This window comes from Paenibacillus sp. FSL K6-4396, assembly GCF_038002525.1.
GTDB classification, from domain to species: domain Bacteria; phylum Bacillota; class Bacilli; order Paenibacillales; family Paenibacillaceae; genus Paenibacillus; species Paenibacillus amylolyticus_B.
This window is the reverse complement of record NZ_JBBOCR010000001.1, coordinates 4,661,548-4,677,697: the sequence shown is the minus strand read 5'-3', so window position 1 is coordinate 4,677,697 and position 16,150 is coordinate 4,661,548. Positions and strand designations below refer to the sequence as shown.

Below are 16,150 nucleotides of genomic sequence, written 5' to 3'. Positions count from 1 at the left end.
CGTTGTCATTGTACGTCATGAAATTTGGGGGCAGCTCGGTCGGAGATACAGAACGCATGAAGCGTGTAGCCGGACGTGTTGTAGAAAAAGCTGATGAAGGACATCGGTGCGTAGTCGTGGTTTCGGCCATGGGGGATACAACAGATGATTTGATTGATCAGGCAAAACAACTGAATAGTGATCTGCCTGCTCGTGAGATGGATATGCTCTTAACGACAGGAGAACAGATTTCGATCTCTTTGTTATCGATGGCTATTCAAGCGCTTGGACGTAAGGCAGTATCGTTTACGGGCTGGCAAGCGGGATTCCGCACAGAGCCGGTTCACGGAAAAGCACGTATTCATGACATTCAACCTGACCGTGTGAATGCAGCACTTGCCGAGGGAAACATTGTTATTGTTGCAGGCTTCCAGGGCATGACGGAAGACGGCGAGATCACAACGCTGGGTCGTGGTGGTTCGGATACCACAGCTGTAGCGCTGGCGGCAGCAATTAAGGCTGATGCGTGTGAGATCTATACGGATGTAGACGGAATCTATTCTACGGACCCGCGGATCGTTAAGGTTGCGCGCAAGCTGAAGGAAATATCCTATGACGAAATGCTGGAACTTGCTAATTTGGGAGCAGCGGTGCTGCATCCGCGTGCAGTAGAGTACGCGAAGCATTCCGGTGTACCTTTAATTGTAAGATCCAGCTTTAACCATAATGAAGGAACGGTTGTGAAGGAGGAAGCAGCAATGGAACAAGGCGTAGTGGTTAGTGGTATTGCCTATGACAAAAACGTGGCTCGCATCAGTATTCTGGGTGTGCCGGATGTACCAGGAGTTCTGGCCGAAGTATTTGGTGCGCTTGCATCCAATCAGCTGGATGTGGACATTATCGTTCAGAGCGGAGTGATGGATGGCAAAGCGGACTTCTCGTTCTCTGTGGCGCTGTCTGACCGTGAGAACGCATTACGTGTCATTGAAGGCCTTCACAGCCGCTTGCCTTACCGTGAAGTCACATCTGAGGAGAACCTCGTTAAAATCTCCATTGTTGGCGCAGGTATGGTCAGTCACCCGGGTGTAGCTGCGAAGATGTTCAAAGTTATTTCCGCTGAAGGCGTGAGTATCAAGATGGTGAGCACTTCCGAGATCAAAGTATCTTGTGTTATTGACGGAGATAAGCTGCATGACGTCATTAAGGCATTGCATACAGCATATGATCTCGACACTGCCGAGCAAGCCGTTATCGGTGGACCTCAAGATCGCAGATAAGTATCTTCTGTGTATGTAAATTAGCAAAGGTGTACTGTTGCCAACGGGCAGCAGTACACCTTTTTTTTTCTCATGGCCATTCTCACATCAACTTGAACATCTTTTCCCCGCGTATGCCTCTATATGGTTGCATGAGGTTCCCCTCCCCCATCTCGGGAACACAATCCAGCAAGTTTAATTGAGAACAATATGAAATGTCATGGACCCTGCCTAACTTTTCAAGCCTACGCCCGCTAACAGATCCCTGCACCAGCTCCGGGATGCTCTCCTGACATTGGGATACCGCCTGATGAAGTACTATGCCGAGATCGTTTAGTTGGATGGGAGAGCAGGATTGACGGTGCAGTTCGTCGATGATACATCCAGCACACAAGGCGTCCTCCAGTGCAAATTCATCCTGATTCCCCGCACATAACAGCAATACATCTCGTTGAAGTTGGCAGAGAACTGCTGCGACAGCCCTGACATTGAGTAATGATCCAGCTAGTACATGTTTCGCCCTGGAAGCTTTAATCAAGGCTCGGGTTCCATCGGTTGTGGTCAGGATGATCGTTTTATTAGCAATGTCCTTAGTCATATATTCATAGGGGGAATTACCCACCTCGAATCCGGTGATTTTTTTGTCAAAACGCTCCCCGCCTCGAATGCAATCTTTCACTTCCATTTGTTTGGCTTGTGGAACGGTCTCTACGGCAATCACAGCCAAAGCGTCATACGCCAGAGCCGTAACAATTGTACTGGTCGTACACAATACATCAATGACAACTGCACTTCGCCCTGCAATATCAATAGTACGTACTTCATTCACATTGCCAACGACATCAACTCGCACTCCCCACAACTCCTTTCTGTATCTGGGGATCGGTAGTTCTGTTTTGAACCGGAATGGAACTTACCTATCTGCAATTACTATATGCATGAACATCTAGACGGGTGCCTAGAACAGAAGGTGCATCTATGGTTTCAACTCTCAACCGTATTCTGAAGAATTGATAGATTTCAGCGTCATAAAATAAATGTACAGGCATAAACTTGAGATATGAACAAGCGCCAGAAGTGTGAACCAAATGATCTCAAGGTTGGAGGAGCCTACTCATGAAGGTGAACTGGAGGGAACTTTTTCCGGAACCGATCCGAACCATTCTTGGAAGAATGCCACCCGCTCTATTGGAACAAGTGGAGGAAGTACGTATTCGTGAAGGCAGACCCCTGGAGATTAATGCAGGCAACACATACCACTTCCTGACACCTCAAGGTTGTCCAACCGGGAATCCTGAAGAAGCGTATGTTCCTCAGAAAGAAGTGACGCACAGGTTGCTGGATCTGATCAGTAACCATTCACTTTATACATTGGAAGAGGAACTGCGCAAAGGGTTCATCACCATACCTGGAGGACATCGAATCGGGCTTGCTGGCCGAACGGTACTGAGCGGTGGGCGTGTCGAATACCTGCGTGACATCAACGGGTTTAACGTTCGGGTAGCCCGTGAGGTACATGGAGTAGCTGATCGTATCCTTCCTTATCTTCTCGATATGAAGAGCGGACAGGTCCTGCACACGTTGATCCTATCACCACCACAACAAGGGAAAACGACGTTGCTGCGAGATCTGGCGAGACAAATTAGCAGTGGTACAAAGCTTACAGGGGGAACTGAACTGGTTCAGGGAATACGTCCGCGTCTGAAAGTGGGCATTGTGGATGAAAGGTCCGAAATCGCTGGTAGCTACAAAGGAGTACCTGGCTTCGACGTAGGTCCCCGAACAGATGTGATGGACGGTTGTCCGAAGGCTGAGGGCATGATGATGATGCTTCGCTCCATGTCGCCCGATGTCCTGATTGTGGACGAGATCGGTCGTCCGGAGGATGCCGAAGCGGTGATGGAAGCCCTGCATGCAGGAGTCTCAGTGATTGCGACTGCTCATGGCCGTGACCTATCGGAGCTGTCGGCCAGACCCGCCCTCAGAACCTTAATTACGGAGCAGATGTTTCAACGTTATGTCCAGCTGCAACGGACGAGCCGGGGCATGACCTTTCGGCTGGCTGATGGCAAAATGCGTGGGTTGCAGCAGACCGGGGCAGGAGGTGAAGCCTTTGGTTAACATGTTTGGTGCGGTAATTATTCTGTTAGCCAGCACCCTCGCCGGTTTTTACAAGGCCAGACAGTATGCATTAAGACCGAGACAGTTGCGAGAACTGATTGCAGCCCTCCAGCGACTAATGACGGAGATTAACTATGGGCTCACTCCACTTCCCGATGCCATGGGCAAGATGGGAGCACAGACCAAAGAACCTGTAAAGACGCTGTTTCTTCATGCAGCTACACAGATGGAACCTCCTCATGGACTCACTGCCCGGGAAAGTCTGCAGTCAGGCGTGGATCTGGCGTGGGGAAGATCGGCCATGAAGGCTGACGAGAAGGAAGTGATGTTGCAACTAAGCTTCAGCCTTGGCACAAGTGACCGTCAGGATCAGACCAAACATATATCGTTAGCCATTCAACAACTAATGCATGAGGAATCTCGCGCTCAGGCCGATCAAATGAAATATGAACGAATGAGCCGAAGCCTCGGGATGCTTGTCGGAGCGTTAATCGTCATTCTGATCTTCTGAAATAGCCGGGATAGTGAGGTGCCAAGGTCATGAATCTAGAAGTGAACGCAATCTTTCAAATTGCGGGTATCGGAATCATCATCGCCATGATTCACACGGTACTGAAACAAATGGGAAAGGAAGATATGGCTCACTGGGTGACCGTAATCGGATTTGTCGTTGTATTGTTCATGGTGGTCCGTATGCTGGACAGCCTGCTACAAGAGATCAAATCGATATTTCTTTTTCAATGAAAAACGGTCATGAAGCCGGATGGTGGTGACCTGTGGAAATTATCCAAGTTGTAGGTTTGGCGCTCATCGCAACAGTGCTCATTCTGGTTATTAAGGAACAGAAACCCATGTTTGCTTTTCTGATTGCTGCCGCGACCGGCATTGTCATCTTCATGTTGTTGATTGGCAAAATCGGTGCAGTCATCGAAGTGTTGAAGCGGCTTGCCGAGAATTCAGGCATGGAAAGTATTTATCTGAAAACGGTGCTGAAAATTATTGGCATAGCGTACATCGCTGAATTTGGCGCACAGATTGTCAGGGATGCAGGTCAGGAGAGCATTGCGTCCAAGATCGAACTGGCTGGTAAGGTACTGATCCTTGTACTTGCTATACCGATCATCAGCATTATTATCGAAACCGTCATGAAGCTGATGCCGGTGTAGAAAGGGCGTGCGGACTTCATATGAAATCAATGCATCATAAGCCGCAGTGGCGCCTTACGGTTGTGCTGATGCTCTGTTTTCTGTTTGGTATCCTGGGACAGGTTACTGCAACCTCGCCTTCCGGTGAGTGGATGGAGCAGCAGGCCGATCAGCTTCCCAAGGATCAGGTGGAGAAATACTGGGATCAACTGATGCAACAATACGGTGGTTTCTTCCCGGAAGGGAAGACCCCTTCCTTCATGGATATGTTAATCCCCGGCAATGAAGGGTTCAGCCTGAAATCAGTGTTTGTGGCGATCGGAACCTTCATGCTGCATGAAATTTTATATAATGGCAAGCTTCTGGTCACGATTGTGATGTTAAGCGTACTCAGCATGATTCTGGAGACGCTTCAGACTGCATTTGAGAAAAATAATATTAGCAAAATCGCCTATTCCATCTGTTATATGGTCATCATCATTATTGCAATCAACAGCTTCAGTGTGGCGATTGGATACGCCAAGGATGCCATAACTGGCATGATCAACTTCATGATGGCCATGGTTCCCTTGTTATTCACACTGCTTGCGTCCATGGGTAATGTCATCACCGTCTCGGTGACACATCCACTCATCATTTTCATGATTCATCTGGTGAGTACGTTGATTCACTTGCTGGTATTCCCGTTACTCTTCTTCTCAGCTGTTCTGCATCTCGTCAGTTCATTGTCTGACAAGTACAAGCTGACACAGCTGGCAGACCTCCTGCGCAATATTAGTGTGGCACTGCTGGGTATCCTGCTGACGATGTTTCTGGGTGTAATCTCGGTTCAGGGAGCATCGGGCTCCGTAGCGGATGGAGTTAGCCTGAAGGCCGCCAAATACATCGCAGGCAATTTTGTCCCTGTCGTGGGCAGAACATTTGCGGATGCGACGGATACGGTAATTACAGCTTCTTTACTTGTCAAAAATGCAATTGGACTCACCGGAGTGATCATCATTTTGTTTCTATGTGCCTTTCCGGCACTCAAGATCCTGGCTCTTGCCTTGATATACAACGTAACTGGTGCCATTATGCAACCGCTTGGAGACACCCCGATTGTAGGATGCCTCCAGGCCATCGGCAAGAGTATGATCTACGTATTTGCGGCGCTCGCAGCCGTCGGGCTGATGTTTTTTCTGGCAATTACCATCTTGTTGACCGCGGGCAATCTGACTGTCATGATGCGCTGAATGTATGTTGGCAAGAAAGGGGATGGAAAGGATGGGGTGGCTGAGCAACTGGCTCCAGGAATTGATTATGATCGTTCTGCTGGCGACTTTTGTGGATATGCTGTTGCCCAATCGATCCATGGAACGTTATGTCAAGCTTGTGCTGAGCCTTCTCATCCTGCTGACCCTTTTATCTCCCATAACTAAGCTCCTCAAAAGTGATCCGGTTGGCGAACTGAAACGGGCAATGTCGGCAATGGATGCGCCATCGGATGGGAATGCAACACTCGAACAGATATTAGCTCAGGGCAAGCGGCTGCAAGCGGGTGAACAGGAACAATCCTTACAATGGACAGCGAAAGAACTGGCTAATGTCATGAAAGGCCAGATTGAAGAAACAACAGGAGCGAAGGTTCGATCCGTAGAGGTACAGCTGGCAATGAGTAAATATGAAACCGAGATGGAAGCTGCCTCATCCGTCGAACTGCCTGTGATCCAGCGTGTGTTGGTCGAGATGGCCGGAGAGGATGCAGGAGGAGAAGTGAAGGCAGGGCAGCAAGAAATCGCTGCCAATACACAACCCATATTTGGAACAGACACAGAATCCGAGAAGGATGAAACACATCAAATACAGCAGCCCATCCAGATCGGTCAGATTGAAGTGCCTGATGTACAGATTGATGTGAGTAGAGGGCAACGTGATGGAAATGAAGCGTCTTCCGAACCTGTTATACGTGATCAGACAGATGAGACGAAGCAGCAAGGTGAGACATCCACAAGGTCCGAACATGCGGTGCAGATTATTACATTGTTGACTGAAAAGTGGGATGTTGATGCAAACAACGTTCAAGTGACAGAACCAAAAAGTGCTGAAGTGCTCTGAGAAGGAGGGTGTCCGATGAAACAATGGTTCAAAAAGATGGAAACCTGGATGGGTGGCGGAGAGGGTGGGGCAAGGCGAAATCAAACCTTCCGCTGGCTGATTATCCTGGGTTTGATCGGGGTGGGAATCATGCTGTTCAATTCCTTCGTCAATGTCAAAAAAATTGATTCCGAAAATATCGGTCGGGAACCACCGGACCCGGCAACATCCATGGCATCCATACAGAGTGATCCGTCAGAACAGAATCCTTTTCAGGCGATCGAAATTGCATTTGAAGACAAAATCAAAGGTGTGCTGGAAAACATTGTTGGTGTGGGAACGGTTGATGTGATGGTTACCGTGGATTCCACAGAGGAATTAGTCGTTCAGCGGAATGTGAAGGATTCTCAGCAACTTACCGAAGAAACTGATGCTAGCGGGGGCAAGCGACATATGACGCAATATACCCGTGATGGCGAGATTATTACGTACGAAATATCAGGGGATCAGACACCTATAGTGACCAAAAAGCTCAAACCGCAGATCCGTGGGGTGCTTGTGGTTGCCAGGGGTGCAGAGAACAAGGTTGTGAAGGACCTGATAACCGATGCTGTGGAAAAAGGACTGAATGTGGCAGCCTACCGGATCTCGGTTGTACCGCGCAAACAAGACTAATCTGATGTGTTGAATCACAAGATTCAATTCTCATAAGATTGAAGCTAATTTGAGGAGGAAGTTCTAATGAATAACAAACGCCAAACGGTATGGCTCGTTTCCATGCTGAGTCTGATGGTCATTTTGTCCGCGTATTATCTGTTCACTGAAGATTCCGGTCCAGCCAACGCGCCGGTGGCTGACAGTCAGCAAGTGGATGGAATCAAGCAAGGGGAAGCCAAGGAGACGGCAGGCATTCTTGATCCTACAGAAGGTTTGGTTGTGAATGAAGTGGTGAATAGCGGCGAAGTTGAAAGTGATCCAAGTGCGGCTGGCGCTGTGGAAGAACCGGCGGCTTCAGAAGGTAAAGAAGCTGGAAATACAGAGAAAACACCTGCTGTCGAACCAGGCGAGAATAAGGGTGAGGCAGGCAAAGAAACCAACAAAGAGACCGACAAAGGGGCAACAACAACACCGGAGACAGACGGTCAGGCAGGAGGCACTGCAACGAAGACAGATGAGGAAGTCCTCAAGGAAATGGAAGAGCAGAATACGACAGCATCTGCAAGCAGCCAGTTCCAGAACTACCAATGGCAGCGTGAAGAGAGCAACAATCGCAAGTATGAGGAACTGATGACCGTAGCAGGTGATCTGAGCAAAACGCCAGAGGAGAATGCCAAAGCAACGGAGCAACTCCGCACACTGGAAGAAAAAGAAGCTAAAATCACTGGCATTGAAGAGACGCTCTCTCAACAGTTCGCTAATGCGATCGTTGAAGAAGATGCCGACAAGTATAAAGTTGTGGTCCTCAGTGACAAACTGGATGTAAAACAGGCGGTATCCATTGTGGATCTGGTGATGAAAGAATTGGCGGTTTCACAGAACAAAATCAGCGTGCAATACGTCACAGAACAGTAATCCAAATCATGGAAATGCAGTCCCGGGAGCTGGTTGTACTCTCGGGCTCTTTCCATTTTTAATGATTATGATATAATACATAAAGCCATATGACCGTCCTAGTGAGACTGGCATGATGCCGAAGGAGTGAATAATGGAAATGTTTAAATTGAGTGAAATCAAAGAACTGATTAAACTGGTAGATGAAAGTTCCGTTCAAGAATTGGAAATTGAAAATGAAGGATCACGGTTATCGATCCGCAAACCGGGCAAAACGGAGTATGTTCAAGCAGCTGCTGTGCAACCGCAAATGATTGCTGCTCCGCAAGTACAGCCGGCAGCAGTGGTAAATGAAGCTGCACCGCAGGTCGATACTACAAGTCATTTACATAAAATTGTATCTCCGATGGTAGGTACTTTTTACAGAGCTTCCTCGCCGGAAGCAGGTCCTTTTGTGAGCGCTGGTGATAAAGTTGTTGAGAAAACAACGGTATGTATCATCGAAGCTATGAAGCTGATGAACGAGCTTGATGCGGACATCAAGGGAGAAATCGTTGAAGTGCTGGTTGAGAACGGACAGCTGGTCGAGTATGGGCAGCCCCTTTTCCTGGTGAAACCGGAATAACCGTTATAGCTGGTTAACAGCTAACCGCATGAGCTTCGAAGGAGGACAAAACGAAATGAAATTTCAAAAAATACTGATTGCGAACCGTGGAGAGATTGCGGTACGTATTATTCGTGCCTGCCGTGAAATCGGCATCTCAACGGTAGCCGTCTATTCGGAAGCGGACAAAGATTCTCTGCATGTTCGTCTTGCAGATGAGGCTTATTGTATCGGACCGACACTGTCTAAGGACAGTTACCTCAACTTCACAAACCTGATGAGTGTAGCCACACTGACGGAATGTGATGCAATCCACCCTGGTTACGGTTTTTTGGCGGAGAATGCTGACTTTGCAGAAATCTGTGGTTCCTGCAACATTACATTCATCGGTCCTTCACCCGAAGCCATTACCAAAATGGGAGACAAGGCTGTTGCCAAACAGACGATGAAAGATGCAGGAGTACCTGTTATTCCTGGATCAGACGGCCTTGTTGAAAATATGGATGAAGCCATCATGATTGCTAGAGACATCGGATATCCTATCATTATCAAAGCTACTGCTGGTGGCGGAGGTAAGGGAATTCGTATTGCCGAAGATGAAGAAACGCTGATTAAGCAGATTACCGCTGCTCAGCAGGAAGCACAAAAGGCATTTGGCAATGCAGGTGTATATCTGGAGAAATTCCTGACAGGTATGAAACACGTGGAAATTCAGATCATTGCTGATAAACACGGAAATGCAGCACATTTGGGAGAGCGTGATTGTTCTGTTCAGCGTCGTCGCCAGAAATTGGTAGAAGAAGCTCCGTGTCCGATTCTCTCCGAAGATGTGCGCACACTGATGGGTGAAGCTGCGGTACGGGCTGCCCTTGCTGTGGACTACTCGGGAGCGGGTACATTGGAGTTCCTGCTCAGCCCGAATGGCGAGTTCTATTTCATGGAGATGAATACGCGTATTCAGGTAGAGCACCCGGTAACCGAGATGGTTACTGGCGTGGATCTGATCCGTGAGATGATCTCGGTAGCTGAGGGCAACCCACTCTCATTCCGTCAGGAAGACGTGGTTATCAATGGCTGGTCCATTGAATGTCGTATCAATGCAGAAGATCCGGACCGTAACTTTATGCCATCACCAGGCAAAATCGGATTCTACCTTGCACCAGGTGGACCTGGCGTTCGTGTAGATAGTGCTGCTTATCCGGGTTATACCATTTCACCTTTCTATGACTCCATGATCGCAAAATTGATCGTGTGGGGAGCGAATCGTGAAGAGGCGATTGCCAAGATGAAGCGTGCGCTTGGGGAATTTGCGATTGAAGGCATATCTACAACTATTCCTTTCCATCAGAAATTGCTGGAGCACCCAACGTTCATTCGTGGTGACTTTGATATCAAATTTCTTGAGGAAAACGAGATTTAAAAGGTATATTGGGCTTGTTTGTCATAATGTAGCCCAAATGATATAGTATGAATAATAAGAGCGCATGTCTCCTGCAAAGGATAAGCCCGCACCTCGCGGATGTTTGCAGGAGTTCCGGTAAAGCCGGACCGGAAGGGTCTGAAGGTTGATTAACCTGAGTCCAGCGCCCTGACGGATGGCCGCAAACTTATCTCGCGAAAGGTGTGTTGAACAGTTATGAGTACACTACCGACTGAATTTGAACGAACGGATATCGGTGAAATCCAGATCGCACCTGAAGTTATTGAAGTGATTGCTGGATTGGCGACCCTTGAAGTGAAAGGTGTTGCAGGCATGAGTGGTGGATTCGCTGGCGGATTTGCTGAATTGCTTGGTCGCAAAAACCTTTCCAAAGGCGTTAAAGTTGAAGTGGGCCAACGTGAAGCTGCAGTTGATGTTTCTGTAATTATCGAGTACGGATACCGTCTGCCACAGGTAGCTACGGAGATTCAACAGAACGTGAAACGTTCCATCGAGAACATGACAGGATTGAATGTGAATGAAGTGAATGTGCACATTCATGACGTTCAGTTCAAGAGCACCGAGAAAGTGGAAGAGATCGACCTGAACAGTCAGCGTGTAAAATAAAAGAAGACAGATTCCCCCGGCATCATCTGCCGGGGGTTATCCCGTCTTGGACAGGTCTTCATTATAGCGAAAGCTAGATGAGGATCTGATTTTTTGCTAGTGAACAGGTTAAGTCATGTTAGTGAGCAAGGGAGGCTGTGCAGTTCGTGGCTAAAATACTGGATCGGCTTCTGTTGTTTATATACAGCATAAGCGTTGGAGCAATATCGGCAGCCGTCATTCTTCTGATTAGCGGTGTGCTGCCTTACGAATTGAATTACCAGCAGGAACAAAACGTTATTGTTGCGTCGGTTATTGCAGCAGCGATTTTGTTTATCCTGAGTTTGCGATTTTTCTACATCTCGGTTCGGCGTGAGCGTGCATCGTTGCCGTCTGTAGATCAACGTACTGAGTTTGGTGATGTACAGATTTCGATGGAGACGATTGAGAATCTCTGTTTGAAGGCAACTTCCCGTTTCCGGGGAGTACGTGATGTCAAGGCACGCATACGTGTGGTCGAGTCAGGACTGGAGATTATGATCCGTGCAGTAGTGGATGGTGAGACACCTATTCCTGCGCTGACTTCTGATCTGCAAAAGGCGATTCATGATCATGTACAAGAGATTACGGGCATCCCGGTTTCTTTTGTCACGGTGTATATCGCTAATGTGACCCAGTCGCCTAACTACAAGAGTCGAGTGGAATGAGGTGAGTTTCACTGATGCTGTGGAAAGAGATTTGGGATAGTCACAGAGGCCGAATTACCGGAATTATCGGCGGCATCTTTTTTGGATTTCTTTATGTATGGATCGGTTTTTGGGATATGTTGTTCTTTGCACTCTTGGTGTTCATTGGTTATACGTTAGGCAGACGAAGCGATTCGAAGCTGGGTTCGTCCATTCCCTGGAGGGAGTGGGGACAATGGCTGGGCGATCGCTGGCGTCCGTTTAAGTGACCTACCTGAACCCTGCAATATGTTTCTTCCGAAAATAGAGCTGTAGTTTAGGTTGCCCGTTTTTTGGAGGAAACGTATTGCAGGTTTTTTTGTGAAAAGGGATAACAATAACAATACCGTGTAATCCATCGATCTAACCGATACAGGATTTGATGAGATGGATGCATGGATTATAAAATAAGCATGATGACGCTCCAGGCGGAGCGCTGCAGGAGGCAGGACATGAAAAGACGTTTGGCAAGGGAAATTGCAGTACAAAGTCTGTATCAGATGGAAATGAATGAGGTAGGTGCAGCAGAAGCTGTGAACATGTTGATCAATGAAGCTGCTGAAGATAATGAAACTGAAGTAGTTATCCGCGATGCAGATGTAATGCGTACTTATGTTACTGAGATTGTACAAGGAGCCTGGAACAATAAGGAAGCCATTGACGGTTTGCTTGTGGATTATTTGAAAGGTTGGCAGATTAGCCGTCTGTCACGTGTAGATCGCCAGATTCTACGACTGTCCACGTATGAAATGGTGTTCCGTGATGACATCCCGGCAAAGGTATCTGTCAATGAAGCGATTGAACTGTCCAAATATTTTGGTACAGAAGAATCCGGTAAATTCGTCAATGGTGTACTTGGACGCATGATTCAGGAAGTTGACGCCATTAAAGCAAAATTATCTTAAGTTATGATTAATTATAGTGTGTGTTCAAAAAGACCGGTTTTCAGTATCCTTCGTAATCAAAAGCGGGCTTTTTGAACAACCTCTAATTTTATATTCACATAAGGGAGAGAGAGTACAATGACAGCATCTATTATTAACGGTAAAGAAGTATCCCAAGAGATCCGCGCAAGCATGACAACAGAAGTAAAACAGCTTAGCGAACAGGGGGTAGTACCTGGTCTGGCTGTTGTGCTCGTCGGGGAAGATCCGGCATCCCAAGTCTATGTGCGTAATAAAGAAAAAGCATGTCACGACCTCGGTTTCTACTCCGAAGTGCATCGCTTGGATGCAGATACGTCCCAAGAAGATCTGCTTGCGCTGGTGGACAAGCTGAACAATCAACAATCCATTAACGGAATTTTGGTGCAACTCCCACTACCGAAACATATCGAAGAGAAAGCGGTTATTGATGCAATTGCCGTGGATAAAGACGTAGACGGGTTCCATCCAGTCAATGTTGGTAATCTTGTTATTGGGGACGATAGTCTGCTTCCATGTACCCCAGCGGGTGTAATTGAACTGATCAAGCGCACTGGATTGGAAATGTCCGGTAAACATGCGGTAGTCATCGGAAGAAGCAACATCGTTGGCAAACCGGTATCCCTGTTGCTCCAACGTGAGAATGCGACAGTAACCATGTGTCATTCCCGTACAGCCAACATGAAAGAAATTACACGCCAGGCGGACATTCTAGTTGTAGCCATCGGTCGTGCAAACTTTGTGGATGCTGATTTTGTGAAACCGGGTGCTGTGGTTATCGATGTCGGCATGAACCGTTTGGAGAATGGCAAACTGGCAGGAGACGTTGATTTCGAGAGTGTGAAAGAAGTTTCTGGTCCAATTACACCCGTTCCAGGTGGTGTTGGTCCGATGACAATCACAATGCTGATGCAAAATACATTGATCGCTGCCAAGCGCGCTCACGGATTGGCCTAGGGTTTTGTCTGTGGCAGATCAAAAGATCTACTCCATCAAAGACCTGAACCGGTATATTCGAATGAAACTGGAATCGGATCAGGTCCTGTCGGACGTTTGGCTACGCGGGGAGATTTCGAACTTCACACATCACTCCAGCGGCCATATGTATTTTACATTGAAGGACAAGGACAGTCGGATTAAGTCGATTATGTTTGCGTCCCATAACCAGCGATTACCCTTTGTACCGAAGGAGGGTGCAAGGGTTATTGCCCGTGGTAATGTCTCGGTGTATGAACGGGATGGGCAGTATCAATTCTACGCTACCCAGATGCAACCGGACGGAATTGGAAGTCTGTATCTGGCTTACGAACAGCTGAAGAAAAAGCTTGAGGATGAAGGGTTATTTTCACCTTCGCGAAAAAGACAGATCCCTCGTTATCCCCAGACCATCGGGGTTGTAACTTCACCGACGGGAGCGGCGGTGCGGGACATCATGATCACACTCCAGCGTAGATACCCTTCTGCCAAAGTTGTTTTGTATCCTGTTTTGGTCCAAGGCAAAGGTGCAGCACCTTCCATTGTCAAAGCCATTGGCAACTTGAACCGGATGGGAGAAGCCGATGTACTTATCGTTGGACGCGGAGGCGGTTCACTGGAGGAGTTGTGGGCCTTTAATGAGGAGATTGTGGCAAGAGCAATAGTCGCTTCGGATATTCCTGTCATTTCTGCGGTTGGGCACGAAACGGACTTCACAATTGCTGATTTTGCAGCCGATTTGCGTGCGGCTACACCTACAGCAGCAGCTGAATTAGCTGTACCTAATCGAGCTGAGTTGCTTGATCAGATCGGACAACGTCAGCGCCAGTTACAGCACAGCTTACGTCAGCGTGCTGTACATAATCGTGAACGGCTCGCAAGATTACAGCGTTCGCCAGTGCTGGTGCATCCAAGACGTACGTTGATGCAGCATACGGAACGACTGGATATGATGCACCAACGGCTTTTGAGAACAGTGGATACGCGTATGAAATGGACAGGAGAGAAGCAGGAGCGTCTGCGGGCAGCACTGCAACGATTCAATCCTCGTGAGCAGGTCAATGCAGCACGCCGTGAGAATGCGGCAGCACGCAGACAACTGGAACTTGCGATCAGGTCTATAACCAGATCGAAGCAACAACAGTGGAAATCATCTGTGCGGCATCTGGATGCGCTTAGCCCGCTTAAAGTCATGTCACGGGGATACAGCCTTGTCTATGATGAGCAAGAACAGCGATTGATCAAGTCAACGAAGGATGTACAGCCTGGAGATTCAATTAAGATTAAATTATCAGACGGACAGCTGGACTGTCAGGTTTGGGGAATGAAGGAGGACGACAATACCCATGGCGAATGAACCGGAATTGAATTTTGAAGAGGCAATGGCGGCATTGGAAGACATCGTAGGTCAGCTGGAACATGGTGATGTTCCGTTGGAACAGGCCATCGATCTGTTTCAACGCGGGATGAAGCTTTCGCAACTTTGCGGACTGAAGCTGGAACAAGTGGAACGCAAGATCGAGATGATCGTAGAAGAAGATGGAGAGCTTCGCAAGAAGCCTTTCGGAACTGCTGACGATGAGAGCGGTGAAGTCCATGAGTAATCGTCCTTCGTTTCAAGCATACCTCGAAGAGGTTACAGCTGAGGTGACAGAAGCGTTGAAACACACGCTTCCTGTTCACTGGGATGTACCACAATCGTTGTCGGATGCGATGCAGTACTCACTCATGGCCGGAGGTAAACGCCTTCGTCCTCTTCTGGTCGTTGCTGCGGCGGAAGCCTTCGGTGCACAGCGTACAGCTGCAATGCCGGTAGCCTGCGCCGTGGAGATGGTTCATACGTATTCACTGATCCACGACGACCTGCCTGCTATGGATAATGATGATTACCGCAGGGGAAAATTAACGAATCATAAGGTATATGGTGAGGCAACAGCCATATTGGCAGGTGATGCGCTGTTAACCCATGCTTTTTATAGCATTGTTCAAGCTGGACGCCGTAGTGGTGTGGCGGCAGATGCGCTGCTGTCCATCGTAGAGGACATGTCCGAACTTGCTGGAGCAAGAGGCATGGTCGGCGGCCAAGTTGCGGATATGGAAGGTGAGCAAGGCATGACTGATCTTTCACAGCTCCAATATATTCATTTGCACAAAACGGGTGACCTGATTGTTTTCTCACTCATTGCTGGAGCACGAATTGGTGGAGCAACGGAAGGACAATTGGAAGCCTTACGTGTGTTTGGCCGTGATTTGGGGCTGGCGTTCCAGATTCAGGATGATATTCTCGACCTGACGGGTGACGAGCAGAAGATGGGCAAAAAAACACAGAGCGATGTGAATCAGCAGAAGGTAACGTATCCTTATTTTATTGGCATGGACGCTTCTCTAGATGAAGTGAAATCCCTTACCCAATCTGCAAAAGATGCACTTGAAAGAGCCGAGTTACCTGATGCATCCAGATTGCTGGAAATTGCAGATTATCTGATGAGTCGAGACCATTAGATTCGAATAAAACGCGTTGTTTCAAAACCTGTATAACCGTGTAATAAATGTAATGTCCTTTTTCCGATTAGATGGGAAAAGTCTGTCCTCAGTGGATGCGGGAATACATATGGAGAAGAATTTTAAGTAACTTGCTGGCGAGAATGCTCGTTATCGGGAGTATAGTGCAGTAAATTATGATTCTTGTTCTTTTATGTTATAATGATTTAATGTCATTTGATTCATAATGTATATATCGATTTACAACAATAACTAAACAATCTAGGAAAG

At 47.7% G+C, this 16,150-nt stretch carries 20 protein-coding genes; 19 read left to right on the top strand and 1 reads right to left on the bottom strand.

The annotated features are described in order from the left end of the window. Positions 1-2 precede the first annotated feature (2 nt). Positions 3-1,256 (top strand): aspartate kinase, encoded by a 1,254-nt coding sequence (locus MHB85_RS20580; RefSeq protein ID WP_047843625.1) that lies wholly within the window; start codon positions 3-5, stop codon positions 1,254-1,256. Positions 1,257-1,338: 82 nt separating this feature from the next. Here MHB85_RS20580 and MHB85_RS20575 read toward each other — a convergent pair whose 3' ends face one another. Continuing rightward, positions 1,339-2,088, bottom strand: a complete 750-nt coding sequence (locus tag MHB85_RS20575) for a 2-phosphosulfolactate phosphatase (RefSeq protein WP_091018142.1) — start codon at positions 2,086-2,088, stop codon at positions 1,339-1,341. A 263-nt stretch (positions 2,089-2,351) separates the two neighbouring features. Here MHB85_RS20575 and spoIIIAA point away from each other — a divergent pair, with 263 nt between their 5' ends. The 18 genes from spoIIIAA (at position 2,352) to MHB85_RS20485 (ending at position 15,880) form a co-directional block, all read left to right on the top strand. Beyond that, the gene (gene spoIIIAA / locus MHB85_RS20570) at positions 2,352-3,356 is read left to right on the top strand and encodes a stage III sporulation protein AA (protein WP_036674989.1); all 1,005 of its coding nucleotides are present in this window, start codon (positions 2,352-2,354) and stop codon (positions 3,354-3,356) included. Continuing rightward, positions 3,349-3,867 carry a stage III sporulation protein SpoIIIAB gene (gene spoIIIAB, locus MHB85_RS20565; protein ID WP_036614389.1) on the top strand — a complete coding sequence of 173 codons (519 nt, stop codon included), beginning with the start codon at positions 3,349-3,351 and terminating at the stop codon, positions 3,865-3,867. Before spoIIIAA ends, spoIIIAB begins: the two co-directional genes overlap by 8 nt. Before the next feature lie 29 nt (positions 3,868-3,896). After that, on the top strand, positions 3,897-4,100 hold the full coding sequence (spoIIIAC, locus tag MHB85_RS20560; protein WP_017687585.1) for a stage III sporulation protein AC: 204 nt from the start codon (positions 3,897-3,899) through the stop codon (positions 4,098-4,100). A 32-nt stretch (positions 4,101-4,132) separates the two neighbouring features. Then, entirely contained in the window at positions 4,133-4,522 is a 390-nt protein-coding gene (gene spoIIIAD / locus MHB85_RS20555; RefSeq protein WP_017687586.1) for a stage III sporulation protein AD, read from the top strand. Between the two features lie 68 nt (positions 4,523-4,590). Then, complete coding sequence (gene spoIIIAE, locus MHB85_RS20550) at positions 4,591-5,733, top strand: stage III sporulation protein AE (RefSeq protein ID WP_373419868.1); 1,143 nt, start codon at positions 4,591-4,593, stop codon at positions 5,731-5,733. A gap of 31 nt (positions 5,734-5,764) precedes the next feature. After that, a complete protein-coding gene (gene spoIIIAF / locus MHB85_RS20545; protein WP_179198579.1) occupies positions 5,765-6,595 on the top strand; it encodes a stage III sporulation protein AF in 831 nt (276 codons plus the stop codon). A gap of 15 nt (positions 6,596-6,610) precedes the next feature. Further along, a complete protein-coding gene (spoIIIAG, locus tag MHB85_RS20540) occupies positions 6,611-7,249 on the top strand; it encodes a stage III sporulation protein AG (RefSeq protein WP_091018137.1) in 639 nt (212 codons plus the stop codon). A gap of 66 nt (positions 7,250-7,315) precedes the next feature. Continuing rightward, complete coding sequence (locus MHB85_RS20535) at positions 7,316-8,146, top strand: SpoIIIAH-like family protein (RefSeq protein ID WP_105599537.1); 831 nt, start codon at positions 7,316-7,318, stop codon at positions 8,144-8,146. Positions 8,147-8,285: 139 nt separating this feature from the next. Then, entirely contained in the window at positions 8,286-8,750 is a 465-nt protein-coding gene (gene accB, locus MHB85_RS20530; protein ID WP_091018285.1) for an acetyl-CoA carboxylase biotin carboxyl carrier protein, read from the top strand. 55 nt (positions 8,751-8,805) lie between these two features. Then, positions 8,806-10,149, top strand: a complete 1,344-nt coding sequence (gene accC / locus MHB85_RS20525) for an acetyl-CoA carboxylase biotin carboxylase subunit (RefSeq protein WP_091018133.1) — start codon at positions 8,806-8,808, stop codon at positions 10,147-10,149. Positions 10,150-10,365: 216 nt separating this feature from the next. Next, complete coding sequence (locus MHB85_RS20520; protein WP_017687593.1) at positions 10,366-10,776, top strand: Asp23/Gls24 family envelope stress response protein; 411 nt, start codon at positions 10,366-10,368, stop codon at positions 10,774-10,776. A 146-nt stretch (positions 10,777-10,922) separates the two neighbouring features. Further along, a complete protein-coding gene (gene amaP, locus MHB85_RS20515) occupies positions 10,923-11,462 on the top strand; it encodes an alkaline shock response membrane anchor protein AmaP (RefSeq protein WP_017687594.1) in 540 nt (179 codons plus the stop codon). A 14-nt stretch (positions 11,463-11,476) separates the two neighbouring features. Beyond that, a complete protein-coding gene (locus tag MHB85_RS20510; protein WP_017687595.1) occupies positions 11,477-11,710 on the top strand; it encodes a DUF2273 domain-containing protein in 234 nt (77 codons plus the stop codon). Positions 11,711-11,932: 222 nt separating this feature from the next. Then, entirely contained in the window at positions 11,933-12,385 is a 453-nt protein-coding gene (gene nusB / locus MHB85_RS20505) for a transcription antitermination factor NusB (RefSeq protein ID WP_017687596.1), read from the top strand. A 117-nt stretch (positions 12,386-12,502) separates the two neighbouring features. Next, complete coding sequence (gene folD / locus MHB85_RS20500) at positions 12,503-13,360, top strand: bifunctional methylenetetrahydrofolate dehydrogenase/methenyltetrahydrofolate cyclohydrolase FolD (protein WP_017687597.1); 858 nt, start codon at positions 12,503-12,505, stop codon at positions 13,358-13,360. A gap of 10 nt (positions 13,361-13,370) precedes the next feature. Continuing rightward, complete coding sequence (gene xseA / locus MHB85_RS20495) at positions 13,371-14,735, top strand: exodeoxyribonuclease VII large subunit (protein ID WP_091018131.1); 1,365 nt, start codon at positions 13,371-13,373, stop codon at positions 14,733-14,735. Further along, complete coding sequence (gene xseB / locus MHB85_RS20490) at positions 14,725-14,982, top strand: exodeoxyribonuclease VII small subunit (RefSeq protein WP_017687599.1); 258 nt, start codon at positions 14,725-14,727, stop codon at positions 14,980-14,982. The genes xseA and xseB overlap by 11 nt, the downstream gene beginning before the upstream one ends. Continuing rightward, positions 14,957-15,880 carry a polyprenyl synthetase family protein gene (locus MHB85_RS20485; protein ID WP_149846724.1) on the top strand — a complete coding sequence of 308 codons (924 nt, stop codon included), beginning with the start codon at positions 14,957-14,959 and terminating at the stop codon, positions 15,878-15,880. Before xseB ends, MHB85_RS20485 begins: the two co-directional genes overlap by 26 nt. Positions 15,881-16,150: the final 270 nt, after the last annotated feature.

Bases quoted from the DNA above. Each gene is read 5' to 3' on its own strand.
- spoIIIAA (WP_036674989.1), top strand. From the start codon at position 2,352: ATGAAGGTGAACTGGAGGGAACTTTTTCCGGAACCGATCCGAACCATT.
- spoIIIAC (WP_017687585.1), top strand. From the start codon at position 3,897: ATGAATCTAGAAGTGAACGCAATCTTTCAAATTGCGGGTATCGGAATC.
- spoIIIAE (WP_373419868.1), top strand. From the start codon at position 4,591: ATGCTCTGTTTTCTGTTTGGTATCCTGGGACAGGTTACTGCAACCTCG.
- spoIIIAF (WP_179198579.1), top strand. From the start codon at position 5,765: ATGGGGTGGCTGAGCAACTGGCTCCAGGAATTGATTATGATCGTTCTG.
- spoIIIAG (WP_091018137.1), top strand. From the start codon at position 6,611: ATGAAACAATGGTTCAAAAAGATGGAAACCTGGATGGGTGGCGGAGAG.
- MHB85_RS20535 (WP_105599537.1), top strand. From the start codon at position 7,316: ATGAATAACAAACGCCAAACGGTATGGCTCGTTTCCATGCTGAGTCTG.
- accB (WP_091018285.1), top strand. From the start codon at position 8,286: ATGTTTAAATTGAGTGAAATCAAAGAACTGATTAAACTGGTAGATGAA.
- accC (WP_091018133.1), top strand. From the start codon at position 8,806: ATGAAATTTCAAAAAATACTGATTGCGAACCGTGGAGAGATTGCGGTA.
- MHB85_RS20520 (WP_017687593.1), top strand. From the start codon at position 10,366: ATGAGTACACTACCGACTGAATTTGAACGAACGGATATCGGTGAAATC.
- MHB85_RS20510 (WP_017687595.1), top strand. From the start codon at position 11,477: ATGCTGTGGAAAGAGATTTGGGATAGTCACAGAGGCCGAATTACCGGA.
- nusB (WP_017687596.1), top strand. From the start codon at position 11,933: ATGAAAAGACGTTTGGCAAGGGAAATTGCAGTACAAAGTCTGTATCAG.
- folD (WP_017687597.1), top strand. From the start codon at position 12,503: ATGACAGCATCTATTATTAACGGTAAAGAAGTATCCCAAGAGATCCGC.
- xseB (WP_017687599.1), top strand. From the start codon at position 14,725: ATGGCGAATGAACCGGAATTGAATTTTGAAGAGGCAATGGCGGCATTG.
- MHB85_RS20485 (WP_149846724.1), top strand. From the start codon at position 14,957: ATGAGAGCGGTGAAGTCCATGAGTAATCGTCCTTCGTTTCAAGCATAC.